This window comes from Ancylobacter lacus, assembly GCF_018390635.1.
GTDB classification, from domain to species: Bacteria; Pseudomonadota; Alphaproteobacteria; order Rhizobiales; family Xanthobacteraceae; genus Ancylobacter; species Ancylobacter lacus.
The window spans coordinates 53879-69549 of the sequence record NZ_JAHBGE010000036.1 but is presented as its reverse complement, the minus strand read 5'-3'; the positions used below and the strand labels follow the sequence as shown (position 1 = coordinate 69549).

Annotated in this window: 16 protein-coding genes; 9 read left to right on the top strand and 7 right to left on the bottom strand. The window is 72.3% G+C overall.

The annotated features are described in order from the left end of the window. Nucleotides 1-23: 23 nt before the first annotated feature. The 4 genes from KHC27_RS06980 to KHC27_RS06965 form a co-directional block, all read right to left on the bottom strand. Complete coding sequence (locus tag KHC27_RS06980) at nucleotides 24-1652, bottom strand: alpha-D-glucose phosphate-specific phosphoglucomutase (protein ID WP_213336779.1); 1629 nt, start codon at nucleotides 1650-1652, stop codon at nucleotides 24-26. 71 nt (nucleotides 1653-1723) lie between these two features. Then, entirely contained in the window at nucleotides 1724-3370 is a 1647-nt protein-coding gene (gene pgi / locus KHC27_RS06975) for a glucose-6-phosphate isomerase (RefSeq protein ID WP_213336775.1), read from the bottom strand. Between the two features lie 34 nt (nucleotides 3371-3404). Then, entirely contained in the window at nucleotides 3405-5966 is a 2562-nt protein-coding gene (cckA, locus tag KHC27_RS06970) for a cell cycle histidine kinase CckA (RefSeq protein WP_213336771.1), read from the bottom strand. Between the two features lie 199 nt (nucleotides 5967-6165). Then, nucleotides 6166-6768: a cation transporter gene (locus KHC27_RS06965; protein ID WP_343210852.1), complete on the bottom strand. Its 603-nt coding sequence runs from the start codon at nucleotides 6766-6768 to the stop codon at nucleotides 6166-6168. Nucleotides 6769-7040: 272 nt separating this feature from the next. On the opposite strand from KHC27_RS06965, the gene KHC27_RS06960 reads away from it, so the two are divergent. After that, on the top strand, nucleotides 7041-8105 hold the full coding sequence (locus KHC27_RS06960; RefSeq protein ID WP_213336768.1) for a flagellar biosynthetic protein FliO: 1065 nt from the start codon (nucleotides 7041-7043) through the stop codon (nucleotides 8103-8105). A 193-nt stretch (nucleotides 8106-8298) separates the two neighbouring features. On the opposite strand, the gene dksA is transcribed toward KHC27_RS06960, so the two are convergent. Together dksA and KHC27_RS06950 are read right to left on the bottom strand one after the other, a co-directional pair. Continuing rightward, nucleotides 8299-8715, bottom strand: coding sequence for an RNA polymerase-binding protein DksA (dksA, locus tag KHC27_RS06955; protein WP_213336764.1), 417 nt, complete (start codon nucleotides 8713-8715; stop codon nucleotides 8299-8301). A gap of 686 nt (nucleotides 8716-9401) precedes the next feature. Next, nucleotides 9402-10289: a MipA/OmpV family protein gene (locus tag KHC27_RS06950; protein ID WP_213336760.1), complete on the bottom strand. Its 888-nt coding sequence runs from the start codon at nucleotides 10287-10289 to the stop codon at nucleotides 9402-9404. Between the two features lie 265 nt (nucleotides 10290-10554). Here KHC27_RS06950 and KHC27_RS06945 point away from each other — a divergent pair, with 265 nt between their 5' ends. The 8 genes from KHC27_RS06945 to KHC27_RS06910 all read left to right on the top strand — a co-directional run bounded on the left by KHC27_RS06945 (nucleotide 10555) and on the right by KHC27_RS06910 (nucleotide 15224). Continuing rightward, entirely contained in the window at nucleotides 10555-11070 is a 516-nt protein-coding gene (locus KHC27_RS06945) for a SixA phosphatase family protein (RefSeq protein ID WP_213336756.1), read from the top strand. Between the two features lie 20 nt (nucleotides 11071-11090). Beyond that, nucleotides 11091-12557, top strand: a complete 1467-nt coding sequence (locus KHC27_RS06940) for a YcjX family GTP-binding protein (RefSeq protein ID WP_213336846.1) — start codon at nucleotides 11091-11093, stop codon at nucleotides 12555-12557. A gap of 2 nt (nucleotides 12558-12559) precedes the next feature. After that, nucleotides 12560-13657 carry a YcjF family protein gene (locus tag KHC27_RS06935; protein WP_213336753.1) on the top strand — a complete coding sequence of 366 codons (1098 nt, stop codon included), beginning with the start codon at nucleotides 12560-12562 and terminating at the stop codon, nucleotides 13655-13657. A gap of 74 nt (nucleotides 13658-13731) precedes the next feature. Then, on the top strand, nucleotides 13732-14061 hold the full coding sequence (locus KHC27_RS06930) for a GlpM family protein (RefSeq protein ID WP_213336750.1): 330 nt from the start codon (nucleotides 13732-13734) through the stop codon (nucleotides 14059-14061). Nucleotides 14062-14225: 164 nt separating this feature from the next. Continuing rightward, nucleotides 14226-14438 (top strand): hypothetical protein, encoded by a 213-nt coding sequence (locus tag KHC27_RS06925; protein ID WP_213336746.1) that lies wholly within the window; start codon nucleotides 14226-14228, stop codon nucleotides 14436-14438. Between the two features lie 78 nt (nucleotides 14439-14516). Next, nucleotides 14517-14726: a hypothetical protein gene (locus KHC27_RS06920; RefSeq protein ID WP_213336743.1), complete on the top strand. Its 210-nt coding sequence runs from the start codon at nucleotides 14517-14519 to the stop codon at nucleotides 14724-14726. A 71-nt stretch (nucleotides 14727-14797) separates the two neighbouring features. After that, nucleotides 14798-15007, top strand: a complete 210-nt coding sequence (locus tag KHC27_RS06915) for a hypothetical protein (RefSeq protein ID WP_213336743.1) — start codon at nucleotides 14798-14800, stop codon at nucleotides 15005-15007. A 76-nt stretch (nucleotides 15008-15083) separates the two neighbouring features. Continuing rightward, nucleotides 15084-15224: a hypothetical protein gene (locus tag KHC27_RS06910; RefSeq protein ID WP_213336740.1), complete on the top strand. Its 141-nt coding sequence runs from the start codon at nucleotides 15084-15086 to the stop codon at nucleotides 15222-15224. Nucleotides 15225-15343: 119 nt separating this feature from the next. On the opposite strand, the gene KHC27_RS06905 is transcribed toward KHC27_RS06910, so the two are convergent. After that, nucleotides 15344-15664, bottom strand: a complete 321-nt coding sequence (locus KHC27_RS06905) for a 2Fe-2S iron-sulfur cluster-binding protein (protein ID WP_213336737.1) — start codon at nucleotides 15662-15664, stop codon at nucleotides 15344-15346. Nucleotides 15665-15671 lie beyond the last annotated feature (7 nt).

Here is a 15671-nt window from a genome sequence, read left to right as displayed (position 1 = left end):
CCGGAAGGCGGCGCGCGGCCGGCTCAGGTGATGACGTCGGGCGCGCCGCGGCCGGTGCGGCCCTCGATGTCCGGCAGGCTGCGCGAGAGGGTGATGAGGTCGCCGAGCGCGGCCTGCGTCTCGAAATCGTGTTTCGCCGGGTCCGGCTCGAACCGCTCGATATAGACCCGCAGCGTCGCCCCGGCCGTGCCGGTGCCGGAGAGGCGGTAGACGATGCGCGAGCCGTCGGTGAAGAACACCCGCACGCCCTGCTTCGTCGTCACCGAGCCGTCCACCGGGTCGTGATAGGCGAAGTCGTCCGCCTTCTCGACGGTGAGCCCGCCGAGGACCTGGCCCGGCAGTTCGTCGAGCCGGGCGCGCAGCGCGTTCATCAGCCCGTCGGCGGCGGCGGCGTCCACCTCCTCGTAATCGTGGCGGGTGTAGTAGTTGCGGCCATAGGTGGCCCAGTGGCCGCGCACGATGTCGGCGACGCTCTCGCCGCGCACGGCGAGGATGTTCAGCCACATCAGCACCGCCCACAGCCCGTCCTTCTCGCGGACATGGTTGGAGCCGGTGCCGGCGCTCTCCTCGCCGCAGACGGTGGCGAGGTCGGCATCCAGCAGATTGCCGAAGAACTTCCAGCCGGTCGGGGTCTCGTAGCTCTTGATGCCCAGCTTCTCGGCCACCCGGTCGGCGGCGCCGCTGGTGGGCATGGAGCGGGCGATGCCCTTCAGCCCGGCCTTGTAGCCCGGCGCCAGATGCGCGTTCGCCGCGATCATGGCGAGCGAGTCGGACGGGGTGACGAACTGGCCGCGGCCGATGATGAGGTTGCGGTCGCCGTCGCCGTCCGAGGCGGCGCCGAGGTCGGGCGCGGCGTCCGACATCAGCAGGTCGTAGAGATCCCTGGCATAGACGAGGTTGGGGTCGGGGTGGTGGCCGGCGAAGTCCGGCAGCGGGGTGCCGTTCACCACCGTGCCGGGCGCGGCGCCCAGCATCCCCTCCAGAATGGCGTGGGCATAGGGGCCGGTGACGGCGTGCATGGCGTCGAAGCGCATGGTGAAGCCGCCGGCGAACAGGGCGCGGATCGCCTCGAAATCGACGAGCTGCTGCATCAGCTCGGCATAGTCGGCCACGGGGTCGAACACCTCGACCACCATGTCGCCGAGCGCGGTCTCGCCCAGCGTGTCGATGTCGACATCCGGCGCGTCGACGATGCGGTATTCGGTGATCGTCTTGGTCCGGGCGAAGATGGCGTCGGTGATCGGCTCGGGGGCCGGCCCGCCGGCGCCGATATTGTACTTGATGCCGAAATCGCCGTTCGGCCCGCCGAGATTGTGGCTGGCGGACAGGATGATGCCGCCGAACGCCTTGCGCTTGCGGATGACGCAGGAGGTGGCGGGGGTGGAGAGGATGCCGCCCTTGCCCACCGCCACCCGGCCGAAGCCGGCGGCGGCGGCGATCTTCAGCACCTTCTGGATCGCCTCGCGGTTATAGAACCGGCCGTCGCCGCCCAGGATCAGGGTCTTGCCCGCGAAGCCTTCCAGCGAGTCGAAGATCGACTGCACGAAGTTCTCGACATAGTTGGGCTGCTCGAACACCGGAACCTTCTTGCGCAGGCCGGAGGTGCCGGGCTTCTGGCCTTCATAGGGCGTGGTGGCGACGACGCGGATCATGGGGGCTCCGGAGAGGTGTCGGGCGAAGGGCGCGGCGGAGGCGGCGGGGCGGGGTCAGGCGGGTGGCGCGATCAGGCGGAGGCGGTCAGATGGGCCAGCAGCCCGGCCGAGGAGCCGCTGAGCGAGGCCGGCGCCTGCCCGCTCTCCACCGCCGGCAGCAGGGTATTGGCCAGCTCCTTGCCAAGCTCGACGCCCCACTGGTCGAAGCTGTTGATGTCCCAGATGGCGCCCTCCACGAAGACGCGGTGCTCGTAGAGCGCGATGACGCGCCCGAGCGTGTAGGGGTCGAGCCGGTCATAGGCGAGCGTCACCGAGGGGCGGTCGCCGGGGAAAACCCGGTGCGGGGCGATGCGTTCCGCGCTCTCCGCGTCGTGGCCGCCGGCGAGAAGCTGGGCGCGGGCCTCCTCCAGCGTGCGCCCGCGCATCAGCGCCTCGGACTGGGCGAGGCAGTTGGCGATCAGCATGGCGTGCTGGCGCCGCAGGTTGGGGAAGCTGTCCTCCTCATGGCCGCGGGCGGCGACGAGGAATTCCACCGGGATCGGGCTGGTGCCCTGGTGGATGAGCTGGAAGAAGGCGTGCTGGCCATTGGTGCCGGGCTCGCCCCACACCACCGGGCCGGTGTCGCGGGCCACCGGCAGGCCCTCGCGGGTCACGCGCTTGCCGTTCGATTCCATGTCGAGCTGCTGGAGATAGGCCGGCAGCCGGGCGAGGTGCTGGTCATAGGGAATGACGGCGCGGGTGGCGTAGTGGCAGACGTCGCGGTGCCAGATGCCGACCAGCCCGAGCAGCACCGGCAGGTTCTGCGCCAGCGGCGCGGTGCGGAAATGCTCGTCCATGGCGTGGCCGCCGGCGAGGAACTGCTCGAACCGGTCCGGCCCCACCGCGATCATCACCGGCAGGCCGATGGCCGACCACACCGAATAGCGCCCGCCGACCCAGTCCCAGAAGCCGAACACCCGGTCGGGCGCGATGCCGAAGGCGGCGACCTTGTCCAGCGCGGTGGAGACGGCGGCGAAATGATGCCCCACCGCCGCCTCGCCGAGCGCGGAGACCAGCCAGTGCCGTGCGCTCTGCGCATTGGCCATGGTCTCCTGGGTGGTGAAGGTCTTGGAGGCGACGATCACCAGGGTCGAGGCGGGATCGAGCGGCTTCAGCGTGTCGTAGAGATGCGAGCCGTCGACATTGGAGACGTAATGGGCACGCGGGCCGTCATGGTAGGGCGCCAGCGCCAGCGTCGCCATCACCGGGCCGAGGTCGGAGCCGCCGATGCCGATGTTCACCACGTCGGTGATCGGCTTGCCGGTGGCCCCCGCCAGCGCGCCGGAGCGGATGCCCTCGGCGAAGCCGCCCATCGCGGCGAGCACGGCGTGGACGTCGGCGACGGCGTCCTGGCCGTCCACCTCCAGCCGGCGGGTGGACGGCGCGCGCAGCGCGGTGTGCAGCACCGCGCGGTCCTCGGTGATGTTGATGTGCGCGCCGGAGAACATCGCGTCGCGCTTGGCCTCCAGCCCGGCGGCGCGGGCGAGGTCGAGCAGAAGGTCGCGGGTCTGCGCCGTCAGCGAGCATTTCGAGACGTCGAGCAGCATGTCCTCGAACCGGGCGGAAAAGGCGGCGAAGCGCCCGGGATCGCCGGCGAAGAGATCGGCCACGCGCTGGCCCTCCCGGGCCGCACGATCCGCCGCCAGTGCCGCGAAGGCCGCTTCAATGTCCATGCTCATGCCTGTCTCCACACCCTTGCCATCACGTCCGACGCTACATGTCCCTGCCGAGGGCCTGCTTCACCGCCTCGATGAGCTGCTTCAGCGAGAACGGCTTGGGCAGGAAGCCGAAGGCCGCCCCCTCCGGCAGGTTCCGGGCGAACGCCTCCTCAGCATAGCCCGACATGAATATCACCTTGATGTCGGGATAGCTGGTGCGCAGCGCCTTCAGCAGCGACGGCCCGTCCATTTCCGGCATCACCACGTCCGAGAGGACGAGATCGACGGTACCACCATGCTCGGCCAGAACGTCGAGCGCCTCAAGGCCCGATCCGGCCTCCAGCACCTGATAGCCGCGCGAGGCCAGCGCCCGGGCGGCGAAGGCGCGCACCGACTCCTCGTCCTCCACCAGCAGCAGCGTGCCGCGCCCGGTGAGATCGGTCGGCCGGGCCGGCGTCTCGGCGGCGGGCTCGGCGGCCTTGCCGGCCTTTTCCGGCTTCGGCACGTGGCGGGGCAGGAACACGCGGAAGGTGGTGCCGGTGGGCCCGGCGGCGCTGGCCGCCCGGCTTTCCACCTGCAGCGTGCCGCCGGTCTGCTGGACGATGCCGTAGACGGTGGAGAGCCCGAGCCCGGTGCCCTTGCCCACCTCCTTGGTGGAGAAGAACGGCTCGAAGATCTTGTCGAGGATGTCGGGGGGAATGCCGGTGCCGGTGTCGGCGACCTCGATCAGCACATGGTCGGCCGCGGCCAGCCCGGCCTCGGCATAGGCGGCGGCGTCCGCGGCGGTGACGTTGGCGGTGCGGATGGTCAGGGTGCCGCCGTCCGGCATGGCGTCGCGCGCATTCACCGCGAGATTGACGATGACCTGTTCGAGCTGGCTGAGGTCGGCCTCCACCGGCCACAGGTCGCGGCCCTCCTTCACCTCCAGCTTCACCCGCTCGCCAAGCAGGCGGCGCAGCAGCATGGACAGCTCGCTCATCACGTCGCCGAGGTTCAGCACCTGCGGGCGCAGGGTCTGGCGGCGGGAGAACGCGAGCAGCTGGCCCACCAGCGCCGCGGCGCGGTTAGCGTTCTGCTTGATCTGCATGATGTCGTGGAAGGAGGGGTCGGTCTGCCGGCCATTGGCCAGCAGCAGGTCGGAATAGCCGATGATGGCGGTGAGCACGTTGTTGAAGTCGTGCGCCACCCCGCCGGCGAGCTGGCCGATGGCCTGCATCTTCTGCGACTGGGCGAACTGGGCCTCCAGCGCCCGCTGCTCCGAGGTGTCGATGGCGTAGACGATGGCGGCCTCGTTGCCGCTCTCCCCGGCGCCGTCCTGCGCCCCGGCGGCGTAGATCCGCACCGAGCGGCCACCCTCCTTCGCCCCGGCCGGGGCCGGCAGGGCGATATCCACCGGGCCGGAAGGCGCCCGCCCCTCCAGCACCGGGGCCAGCGCTGCCTGCAGCGGGGCGCGGCCGGCCTCGCCGACCAGATCGGCGAAGGCGCGCGGCGCCCCGGCCTCGCCGCCGAACAGCCGGGCGAACATCGCGTTGGCCTGCACCAGCCGGCCGGTGCGGTCGAGCGTGGCGATGGCGATGGGCGAGTTGTGGAAGAACCGGGCGAAGCGCACCTCGGCGGCGCGCAGCGGGTCGGCGGCGCTGTTCCCCTGCTCGCCGGAGCGGTTCACCACCAGCGTGCGGGAGGCGCCGGGCACGCCGTCCGCCGAGAAGGAGACCCGGTGCCAGATCCGCACCGGCAGGGTCTGGCCGTTCTTGCGGCGCAGGTCGAGGTCGATCCGCTCGGTGCGCTCCTGCCCCGGCACCGCCACCAGCCGGGTGAGCAGTGACGCCCCGGCGCCCGGCACGATGTCGGCCAGCGAGAGCCCGCCGGGGCCGAACTCGGCGAGGTCGTAGCCCAGCCAGTCCACCAGCGTGGCGTTGATGTAGTGGATCGCCCCGTCGGCATCGGCGGAGAAGAAGCCGGCGGGGGCGTGGTCGAGATAGTCGATGGCGTGCTGGAGTTCGAGGAAGGCGGTTTCCTGCCGCTCGCGCTCGCGGGTGAGGTCGGCGATGGTCCAGATCGCGGCGCGGGCGCCGCCCACCGTGCCGGCCGGGCGGGCGGCGAGCTTCAGCCAGCGGGTGGGCTCGTCGGCGGTGCCGGGCAGGCGGATCTCCTCCGCCAGCGAGCGGCCCTCGCGCACGCCCTGCGCCAGCCGGTAGACCGCCTCCGACACATCGGGATCGGCGGTGAAGAGCCGCTCCACCGGGCGCGGCTCGCCGTCCGGCGCGGTGGCGGTGAGGGCGCGGTAGCGGGCATTGGCGTAGAGCACCCGGCCCAGCGGGTCGACGATGGCCAGCCCGTCGCCGGCAGTGTCGACGATGCGGCGGGCCAGCTCGTCGCCGGCATCCGGCACGCCGAAGCGCAGCAGCCCGGCGGCGAAGGCGAACAGCGCGAACACCCCCGCCACGGCCAGCGCGGTCAGCAGCCCGATGATCCACGGGTCGGCCTTGTCGCGCCCCAGCAGCAGCAGCGAGAGCACCGCGCCGACCAGCGCGAGCGCGACCATCAGCACGAGGCGGATGCTTCCCCCGCCTGCCGCCCGATCCAGCGCCACGTCGTCCGGTGTGCGTTCCGCCATGCCGCTTCCGTCGTCCCCCTGCCGGCGTTGCCGGCCCTCTCTGTTTCCCGCCCCGGTGCGGCGGCGCGAAGCACCTCGCACCTTGGTGCCCGACACCGGCAGCGGGGGCAAGAGGGCTTGGCGGGAGACAGGGATTCGCACAGGGCAGGTCTTCCCCTCCGGCAGAGCGGGCGAGGCCGGCCGTGCCCGGAAAACGCCCTCACGCGGCGGCGCGATGCTCGCGGCGGGCCGCCGTCCACACCTCGCGCGCCGCATCGGCGTTCAGCGCGGCGATGCCGAGCCCGACCAGCAGGTCCGGCCAGGCCGAGCGCCACAGCAGCGCCGTCACCAGCCCGGCGGCGATGATCGCGACATTGGCCAGCGCGTCGTTGCGGGCGGAGAGGAAGGCGGCGCGGGTCAGGCTGCCGGCGTGGTGGCGGAAGCGCGCCAGCAGCAGGGCGCAGCCCAGATTGACCGCCAGCGCGGCGAGCCCCGTCACGGACAACGCCAGCGGCGCGGGCGCGACCGGCACCGCGACTTTCTGCCAGGCGGTCCACAGCGTCGCCGCCGCCGGCACCAGCAGGATCGCCGCCAGCACCATGCCGAGGCGGGCGCGGGCTCGCTCGCCCCAGCCCAGCCCCGCCAGGATCAGCCCGTTCACCGCCGCATCCTCCAGGAAGTCGACGGAGTCGGCGAACAGCGCGACCGAGCCGATGGCGAGGGCGACGGCGAATTCCACGCCGAAAAAGCCGAGATTCGCCAGCGCCACCACGGCCACCGCCCGCCGCAGCCCGGCCTCGCCCCTGCCCGCGCCTGTCGCCACCACGCCACCTCCCGGAACGCCGGCAAAACGGATGGCGGAAAGAATGCCATCCGCCCGCGGCGCCGTCTGCCCCGCTTTCCCGCCGCCCCTCAGGCCGGGCGGCCGGCGGGAGAAGGTCGCGTCGCCCGGGCGCGGCGCCCGCCACCCCGGCGGGCGGGGCACGCAGGCCACACCGCCGGGCCCGCACGCGGCCGGCCGCATCGTCGCGCTTGCGGCGCGGGCGCGGGCGCGGGAAAAGGACACGCGGACAAATCCCCGCTCCGGAGGGCGTGATGCTTCAGAACCTCGTCTCGAACCTCGATACCGACCTGATCATCCGGCTTGCCGTGGGTCTGGTCGGTTTCGTCGTGCTCATCATGGTCTTCAACTGGGCGATGGGGTCGATCCGCCGGGCCGGCCGGCGCAAGTCGCGGGCGCGCCGGCTGTTCGTGCTGGACGAGCTGATGGTGGACGAGCGCCGCCGGCTGCTGCTGATCCAGCGCGACGACGTCCAGCACCTCATTCTCATCGGCGGACCCAACGAGCTGGTGGTCGAGACCGGCATCGACGAGCCGGGCTCGCTGCGGGCGCTGGAGCGCGGCGCCCAGCCGGCCGCCCGCCCCCGCAGCGCCGAGCCGGTGCCGCCGGTGAAGGCGCAGCGCAGCCTGCCGCCGGAGCGGCCGCTGCCGCGCGCCGAGGACATGGCGGCGGAGAACGGCACCCCCGCCCCGGCCAAGGCCAGCCTGACGGGCCGCTTCGCCCGCAGCGGCGCGCCGCAGCGCAGCCCGGCCACCCCGGCCGCGGCGCCGGAGCCGCGCGAAGACCCCGAACCGGGCGTCGGCGACCTGCTCGACGCCGTGGCGAAGGAGGTGGGCGTGAAGAAGCCCGCCACCGAGCCGGGCCGCGGCGCGCCGCCAGCACCGCCGCGCCCGCGCGACCCCGACGAGCCGCTGATCGCGGTGAAGGTGGACCGCCGCTTCGCCGAGATGGCCGACCCGCTGGAAGCCTCGATGCGCCGGCCCCGGCCGCAGCCGGAACCGGCCCCCGCGCCGGCCCCGCCGCCCCCGCCGGCGCCTCCCGTGGTGGCCGCGCCGCAGCCGGCCGTGCCGCGCCGGGAGATTCCCCGCGCCAATTTCCAGGCCGAGGGCGCCGGCCGCGCCGCGCCCGCCTCGGCCCAGCCGCGCGATGTGCTGCGGGTCGACCCCGCCCCGGCGAAACCGAACGACCCGTTCGAGGGGATGGCGGTGCCGGCCCCCGAAGTCCAGGTGCCCCCGCCCAATGAAGACCCGTTTCTCGCCAGCGGGCGGGAGATCAGCGAAGAGATGGCGAACCTGCTGAACCGGCGGCCGGTGCGCTGATTGGGGTGCCCGCGGGCCGGCGCAGGGGCTTTGCTCCCACACGCGCGCCGGCTCCCGGGTGCACGGCCAGCTCGAACGCGCGAAACAAAAAGGGCGGCCCGCTCGCGCGGCGCCGCCCATTCTTTTTGCAGGACCGCCACCCGGGCGGGTTGTGGACGGCCCCCGGCGGGGCGGTCGTCACGGCGAGGCAGGGTCAGTCGTCGCGATAGACCCGCTCGCGGCGCTCGTGGCGCTCCTGGGCCTCGATCGACAGGGTGGCGATCGGGCGGGCTTCCAGACGCCGCAGCGAGATCGGCTCGCCGGTCTCCTCGCAATAGCCGTAGGAGCCGTCCTCGATGCGGTCGAGCGCCGCGTCGATCTTGGCGATCAACTTGCGCTGGCGGTCGCGGGCCCGCAATTCGATGGCGCGGTCGGTTTCAGAAGACGCCCGATCGGCGATATCGGGGTGGTTCTGGTTCTCGTCCTGAAGATGCTGAAGCGTCTCTTTCGCCTCGCGCAGGATGTCGTCCTTCCAGGTGAGCAGCTTCTGGCGGAAATATTCCCGCTGCCGCTCGTTCATGAAGGGTTCGTCCTCGCGGGGGCGATACTCCTCGTCGATCTCAACCGACATCGGCTTTCGTCCTCGTCCTTAGGGGATAGACCCTCTTTGGAGCCCCTCTCGGGCGCCCGCTTATAGCCTCCCCGATAGGCCGGCACAACCGTTCTGAATGTCATTCACACTTCACGAAATGCTGGATTTTTCAGCACCTTGCGCGGAAGAAGAAGGCAGGCGGGACAAGGTTTTGCACGTGCTGGCGCGGTCTTTGCGTGGCGCGGCGGCCGGCGGCGGCGGCGGCCGGCGCGGCGCGGGCACCGCCATACCAGCGCGGAATCAGGGGCGCAGCGGGATCGCCATCGAGCCGTGGACCCCGCCATCGGCGAGCTGGACCGCCACCGACCCCAGCGTCACGAGGAGCGCGACGGCGATGATGAACCTGTTCATGGCATATCCTGAAAAGCAGAGCGGGCGCCGCCGACGGGCGACGCCGGGAGGCGCGCTGCATGCGCCCCGCGGGGTTAAGGGAGAATGAACGACAGCCGGCGCGGCAGGCGCCGGACACGGGGCGGAACATAGTTCCGGCACGGGCGCCGCGCCACTGGCCTTGGCGCGATCATCATCCTGCACGCATGCAAGGAACGTCGCCCATCCGCGACGCCGACACGGAAAAGGCCGGGACGAACCCGGCCTTTGTCAGCGAAGGCGCATCGCGCGGGGGCGCGGCCGCGACGGAGAGAGCCGCGGCGCGGGGCGCCGGCTCACTTCTCCCCGGTGAAGGGATTGGTGTCGAAGCCGAGGAAGAAGGTGTAGGACAGCGAGACGCCGGCCTGCACCTGGTTGCGGTCGCCGTTCTGCACCACGATCGGGCTGTTGGCGGCCTCGTCGGCGAGATAGCGATACTCGGCATAGACGCTGCCGCGGAAGCCGTTGCCGAAATCCTTCAGCACCTGGGCGCCGAGGCCATAGGAGTAGATGCCGCCGCCGGCCTCATAGGGGGTGAGGTTGTTGCCCTGGGCGATGGCGTTGGCCGATTCCTGGTCGGAAATGCCGAAATAGGCGTCGGTGAAGCCCGAGCTCGCCAGGGTGATGCGCGGGCCGGCCGAGAACGCCATGTCCCACTGCGGCACATAATAGATGAAGTCGGCGGTCAGGTCCGCCACCACGCCCTCGAACCCGCCGAAGCCATAGCGCACCTCGCCGCGCAGGCGCAGCCAGTCGGCCGGGAAGATCTGGGCGTAGCCGCCGACCTCATAGGCGTAGTCGACATTGTCGAGGCCGCGCAGCGAGGAGTAGTCGCTCGCCTTGCGCTGCCACACCATGTCGCCGACGATGCCGGCCTCGAAGGTGCCGGTGTCGAACAGCGCGATCGACGGGTTGTCGTAGAAGCTGCGGAACGAGCTGAGCTTGTAGGCGCGGGTGATGTAGAACAGCGGCAGCACGGTGGCGCCGTAGTCGCTGGAGCCGAAATAGTCCGGCTCGCCCAGCACATAGGCGCCCACCGTCACCGTCCATTCGCGCGACTGGGTGGCCTCGGCCGCCACGGCGGGCGTGCCGAAGGCGGCGTCGGCGGCCCGGACCTCGGACGTCGCGAGGGGCGCCGCGACGACACCCGCCAAAAGCGCAAGACCGATCGCCGATGAACGCATTCTGACCACCCTGAACAGCAAGACGTGGAAACTACTACCGTACAAACGCTTACGATTGGTTGCCGAAAAGTCACGTGTGACGGTGACGTTACGGTGAATCGCCCCGCCATGTCATCCGCCCGCGCTGGCGCGGACCTGTCGCCACGGCGCGGCGTGCCCATATAGTGCCGCGACACCGGCGGCGAAGACGCGCGGCCGCCGCCTGCGAACCACACCCGCGACCCCGCCGTGCCGCCAGCCCCTCCCGCCACCATCCCGAGTCCGCATGCCCCGCCTGATGCTGTTCCGACACGCCAAGTCCGCCTGGCCCGAGGGCGTCGCCGACCGCGACCGCCCGCTCGCCCCGCGCGGGCTCCACGCCGCGCCCGCCATGGGCGCCTTCATCGCCACGCGGGACCTGCTGCCGCAGCGGGTGCTGGTGTCGCCCGCCCGCCGCACGGTGGAAACCTGGATCGAGATGAGCCGGCACTGGGCACCGATGCCCTGGCAGGGCTTCGAGGAGCGCATCTACCACGCCGCCGCCGAGGATCTGCTCGCGCTGCTGCGCGAGGAGGACGCCGCCACCGCCAGCCTCATGCTGGTCGGCCACAATCCCGGCTTCGAGGACCTGCTGGCCCTGCTGGTGACGCCGCAGGCGCGCGAACGCCTGCCCCGCAAATACCCCACCGCCAGCCTCGCCGTCATCGACCTGCCGGCCGCGGACTGGGCGAGGGTCGCGCCGGGCACCGGGGTGCTGGCGCACTTCGCCACGCCCCGCGCCCTCGGGCTGGAGGAGGACTGAGCGGCATGGCGTCCGGGTATATGGCCTCCTGGTATGAAGGCCTCGTCGAGGAGGCGCGGCTCGCCGCCCTCACCCTGCTCGACCGCGCCGAGGACCTCGCCAGCCCCACGCTGCGGCTCGGCATCACCGGCCTGTCGCGGGCGGGCAAGACGGTGTTCACCACCGCGCTGGTCCACGCCCTCACCCGCGGCGGGCGGCTGCCGGTGTTCGAGGCGATGCATGAGGGGCGGATCGCCCGCGCCGTGCTGGAGCCGCAGCCCGACGACGCGGTGCCGCGCTTCGCCTATGAAAGCCACCTCGACACGCTGATGCTGGAGCGGCGCTGGCCGGAGTCCACCCGCCGCATCAGCGAGCTGCGCCTCGCCATCGACTACGCCCCCGCGCGCGGGGGCCGGCGCACGCTGACGCTCGACATCGTCGACTATCCCGGCGAGTGGCTGCTCGACCTGCCGCTGCTCGACCAGCGCTTCGCCGACTTCGCCGCCACCAGCCTGCGGCTGGCCCGCGAGCCGGCGCGGCAGGCGCTCGCCGCCCCCTTCCTCGCCGCGCTGGCGCAGGTCGATCCGGCGGCGCCGGCCGAGGAGGGCGAGGCCCGCCGCCTCGCCGCGCTGTTCACCGACTATCTTGCCGCCTGCCGGGCGGAGGAGGTGGCGATGAGCCTGCTGCCGCCGGGCCGCTTCCTCATGCCGGGCGATCTCGAAGGCTCGCCCGCCCTCACCTTCGCCCCGCTCGACCTGCCGGAGGGCGCCGAGCCGCCCGCCGGCTCGCTGGCGGCGATGATGGCGCGGCGGTTCGAGGCCTATCGCGAGCGCATCGTGCGGCCGTTCTTCCGCGATCATTTCGCCCGGCTGGACCGCCAGATCGTGCTGATCGACGTGCTCGCCGCCCTGAACGCCGGCCCCGCCGCGCTGGCCGACCTCGAGGCGGCGCTGGACGGCATCCTCGCCGCCTTCCGCACCGGGCGGAATTCCTGGCTCGGCAGCCTGTTCCGCCACCGCATCGACCGCGTGCTGTTCGCCGCCACCAAGGCCGACCACCTCCACCACACCAGTCACGACCGGCTGGAGGCGATCCTGCGCCGGCTGGTGGAGCGGGCGCTGGCGCGCGCCTCCGACGCCGGCGCCGAGATCGACGTCGTCGCGCTGGCCGCGGTGCGCGCCACCCGCGAGGCGAGCGTGAAGCGCGGCCGCAGCGAGCTGCCGGCCATCATCGGCGTGCCGGAAGCCGGGCAGTACGACGCCGCCGACTTCGACGGGATGGCCGAGGCCGCGGTCTTTCCCGGCGACCTGCCGGAGCATCCCGGCGCGCTGTTCGATCCCGGCCGGGGCGGCTTTCGCGGCCTGACCGACGCCACCGGCGGGGATTTCCGCTTCCTGCGCTTCCGCCCGCCGCTGGTGGAGCGCAACGCCGAGGGGCGGGTGCTGCCGCTGCCCCATATCCGGCTCGACCGCGCGCTGCAGTTCCTGCTCGGCGACCGGCTGAGGTGACCATGACCCGCGACACCGACCGCCCCACCCCCGGCCCGTCCGCCGCCGGGCACGCCGAAGGCTTCCGCGCCCGCGACGGCCGCCGCCCCCAGGCGTTCCGGCTCGACGACCCCGACGTGGTGCTGGCGGAGGAGGGTCTCGCCGTGCGGCGCGGCGCGGTGGTCGTCACCCCCGCCCCGGTGCTGCCGGAGCCGGAGGAAGAACTGCCGCTGCCCCCCTCCCCGCCGGAAGGCTCGCGCTGGGCCGCCCTGTTCTGGACCGGGCTCGGCGGCCTCGTCAGCATGGGGCTCGGCCTCGCGGTGTGGAAGCTGATCGAGGACCTGTTCGCCCGCTCCGACTGGCTGGGCTGGACCGCCACCGGCTTTGCCGCCCTGCTGGTGGTGGCGGCGCTGGCCATCCTCGGGCGGGAGCTGTTCGGCCTGATGCGGCTGAAGACGCTGAACCGGCTGCGCCTCGCCGCCGCCCGCGCCCTGCTCCACGACGACCGCCGCGAGGCGGAAGGCGTGGTCGCCGAGCTGATGACGCTGTCGAAAGGGGTGCCGCGGCTGTTCCGCGCCCGCAGCGAACTTTCCGGCCATCTCGGGGAGATCATCGACGGCGCCGACCTCGTGCGCCTCGCCGAGCGCCACCTCATGGCGCCGCTCGACGCCGAGGCGACCAAGCTGGTGGCCGACGCCGCCAAGCGGGTCTCGGTGGTGACGGCGGTGAGCCCGCGCGCGGCGGTGGACCTCGTTTTCGTGCTGCTGACGGCGGTGAGCCTCGTCCGCCGCCTCGCCCTGCTCTATGGCGGCCGGCCGGGCGCGCTCGGCATGTTCCGGCTGTTCCGGCAGGTGGTGGCGCATCTCGCCGTCACCGGCGGCATGGCGGCGGGGGATTCGCTGATCCAGCAGGTGGTGGGCCATGGCCTCGCGGCGAAACTCTCCGCCCGGCTCGGCGAGGGCGTGGTGAACGGCCTGCTCACCGCCCGGCTCGGCCTCGCCGCCATCGAGGTGACGCGCCCGCTGCCCTTCGCGGCGCTGAAGCCGCCGGCGCTGGCCGATGTCGCCTCCGGCTTCATCACCCGGGCCGAAAAGAAGGACGCGCCGAATCGCCCGGACTGATAGGTAGCGCGCGGCCGGCGGCGGTGCCGCCCGGGCCTGCGGCGTGGCCTGCCGCGCGAGGGGAGACCGGCGGAATGGACGTGCTCTGGAAGGGTGCCCTGGGCGGCCTCGTCACCGCGCTCATCGTGCTCGCCTCGAAGCGCGGCAATGTGCTGCCGGGCATCCTGCCGCTGGCGCCGGTGCTGGTGGTGTTCGCGCTGCTGGCGGTGGGGGCCAAGGGCGACCCCGCCGGCGTCCGCACCGCCTGCCTCTCCAGCCTGCGCACGATTCCCGCCTATCTCGTCTTCCTCGGCACCTGCTGGCTGCTGGTTGGCGCGGTGGACTACCGCCTCGCCATCCTCGGCGGGCTGGCCGCCTGGCTGGCGGTGGCGCTGGCGATCTTTCTGCTGCCGCAGCTGCTGTGATCCCACAGAGTCGCCTGCATTCCGCCTCGGCACGGCCACGCAATTGCGTATACGCAATGTTTCGAGCGCCTTAACACAACTGGTCCTGCGAATTTGCCGGGATTAGGTTCTCTCCATCGAAACGGCGCGGCCAACGAGACCGCCCTTCCACAGGAGAGACCACCATGAAGAAGATCGTCCTCGCCACCCTCGTCCTCAGCACCCTCGGCGGTGTCGTCGTCGCCAACGCCGCCGATGGCCGCGACCCCAGCCTCTACGGCAAGCCCGCCGTTTCCGCCTCGGTCACCGAGGGCCGCAACGCCGCCGCCGCGACCGCCCCGGTGTCGGACGCCTTCATCGCCGCTGAGGTCGCGCAGAACGCCCGCTCCAGCCGCTGAGCCGGCCCAAGCCTTCCACCTCATTCCCTATTCCCCGGCGCCCCATGTGAGCGCGCCGCCGCTTCAGGAGAGACTTCCATGAACAAGATCGTCCTCGCCACCCTCGCCCTGCTCACCTTCGGCTCGGTTGCCGCGAATGCCGCCGATGGCCGCGACCCTAGCCTCTACGGCAAGCCCGCCGCGACCGTCTCGATCACCGAAGGCCGCAACGCCGCCGCCGCGACCGCCCCGGTGTCGGACGCCTTCATCGCCGCTGAGGTCGCGCAGAACGCCCGCTCCAGCCGCTGAGCCGAACCTTCCGCCTCGTTCCCCATCCCGGCGCCCCATGTGAGCGCGCCGCCGCTTCAGGAGAGACTTCCATGAACAAGATCGTCCTCGCCACCCTTGCCCTGCTCACCTTCGGCTCGGTTGCCGCCAACGCCGCCGATGGCCGCGACCCCAGCCTCTACGGCAAGCCCGCCGCGACCGTCTCGATCACCGAGGGCCGCAACGCCGCCGCCGCGACCGCCCCGGTGTCGGACGCCTTCATCGCCGCTGAGGTCGCGCAGAACGCCCGTTCCAGCCGCTGATACGGGCGCCGATGCCCGCCCATGACGGCGCCGGCGGCGCCCTCCCCGTCGCCGGCGGCCCGCAGGAGATTTTCCGATGAACAGGCTGCTTCTCGTCGCGGTGGCGCTGGCCGCCTTCGGCATCGTCTGCGCCAATGCCCGCGACAGCGCCGCTGCCCGCGCCACGGCGCACACCGCATTCCCCGTTGCCCACACCCTGCCGGCAGGGGCCCGCTAGACCATCAGGCGCCCCGAGCGCAGCGAGGCACGGCCCAGCGCGCGCCGGCATCCTCGGTCAGGATGCCGCCGCCGGACGGGGAACCGGCGTGAAATGTCCGCCAGCCGCGACCGACGGGCTCAGCCCTGCTGCGCGGGGGTGCGCACCACCAGCCCGTCGAGCGCCTCGCCGATCTTGATCTGGCAGGACAGGCGCGAATTCGGCTTCACGTCGGAAGCGAAGTCGAGCATGTCCTCCTCCATGGTGGAGGGCTCCCCGGTGGCCCCCTGCCAGGCCTCGTCGACATAGACATGGCAGGTCGCGCAGGCGCAGGCGCCGCCGCATTCCGCGTCGATGCCCGGCACGCCGTTGCGGATCGCCGCCTCCATCACGGTCTGCCCGATCTGGGCTTCTACGGTGCGGGCGGTGCCGGCGGCGTCGATGAAGGTGATCTTGGGCATCGGGAGC

What these genes read in the sequence shown, in the direction of transcription:
- pgi (WP_213336775.1), bottom strand. Translation starts at nt 3,370, where the DNA reads ATGAGCATGGACATTGAAGCGGCCTTCGCGGCACTGGCGGCGGATCGT.
- KHC27_RS06960 (WP_213336768.1), top strand. Translation starts at nt 7,041, where the DNA reads ATGCTTCAGAACCTCGTCTCGAACCTCGATACCGACCTGATCATCCGG.
- KHC27_RS06910 (WP_213336740.1), top strand. Translation starts at nt 15,084, where the DNA reads ATGAACAGGCTGCTTCTCGTCGCGGTGGCGCTGGCCGCCTTCGGCATC.
- KHC27_RS06915 (WP_213336743.1), top strand. Translation starts at nt 14,798, where the DNA reads ATGAACAAGATCGTCCTCGCCACCCTTGCCCTGCTCACCTTCGGCTCG.
- KHC27_RS06945 (WP_213336756.1), top strand. Translation starts at nt 10,555, where the DNA reads ATGCCCCGCCTGATGCTGTTCCGACACGCCAAGTCCGCCTGGCCCGAG.
- cckA (WP_213336771.1), bottom strand. Translation starts at nt 5,966, where the DNA reads ATGGCGGAACGCACACCGGACGACGTGGCGCTGGATCGGGCGGCAGGC.
- KHC27_RS06980 (WP_213336779.1), bottom strand. Translation starts at nt 1,652, where the DNA reads ATGATCCGCGTCGTCGCCACCACGCCCTATGAAGGCCAGAAGCCCGGC.
- KHC27_RS06920 (WP_213336743.1), top strand. Translation starts at nt 14,517, where the DNA reads ATGAACAAGATCGTCCTCGCCACCCTCGCCCTGCTCACCTTCGGCTCG.
- KHC27_RS06930 (WP_213336750.1), top strand. Translation starts at nt 13,732, where the DNA reads ATGGACGTGCTCTGGAAGGGTGCCCTGGGCGGCCTCGTCACCGCGCTC.
- KHC27_RS06905 (WP_213336737.1), bottom strand. Translation starts at nt 15,664, where the DNA reads ATGCCCAAGATCACCTTCATCGACGCCGCCGGCACCGCCCGCACCGTA.
- KHC27_RS06935 (WP_213336753.1), top strand. Translation starts at nt 12,560, where the DNA reads ATGACCCGCGACACCGACCGCCCCACCCCCGGCCCGTCCGCCGCCGGG.
- dksA (WP_213336764.1), bottom strand. Translation starts at nt 8,715, where the DNA reads ATGTCGGTTGAGATCGACGAGGAGTATCGCCCCCGCGAGGACGAACCC.
- KHC27_RS06950 (WP_213336760.1), bottom strand. Translation starts at nt 10,289, where the DNA reads ATGCGTTCATCGGCGATCGGTCTTGCGCTTTTGGCGGGTGTCGTCGCG.
- KHC27_RS06940 (WP_213336846.1), top strand. Translation starts at nt 11,091, where the DNA reads ATGGCCTCCTGGTATGAAGGCCTCGTCGAGGAGGCGCGGCTCGCCGCC.
- KHC27_RS06925 (WP_213336746.1), top strand. Translation starts at nt 14,226, where the DNA reads ATGAAGAAGATCGTCCTCGCCACCCTCGTCCTCAGCACCCTCGGCGGT.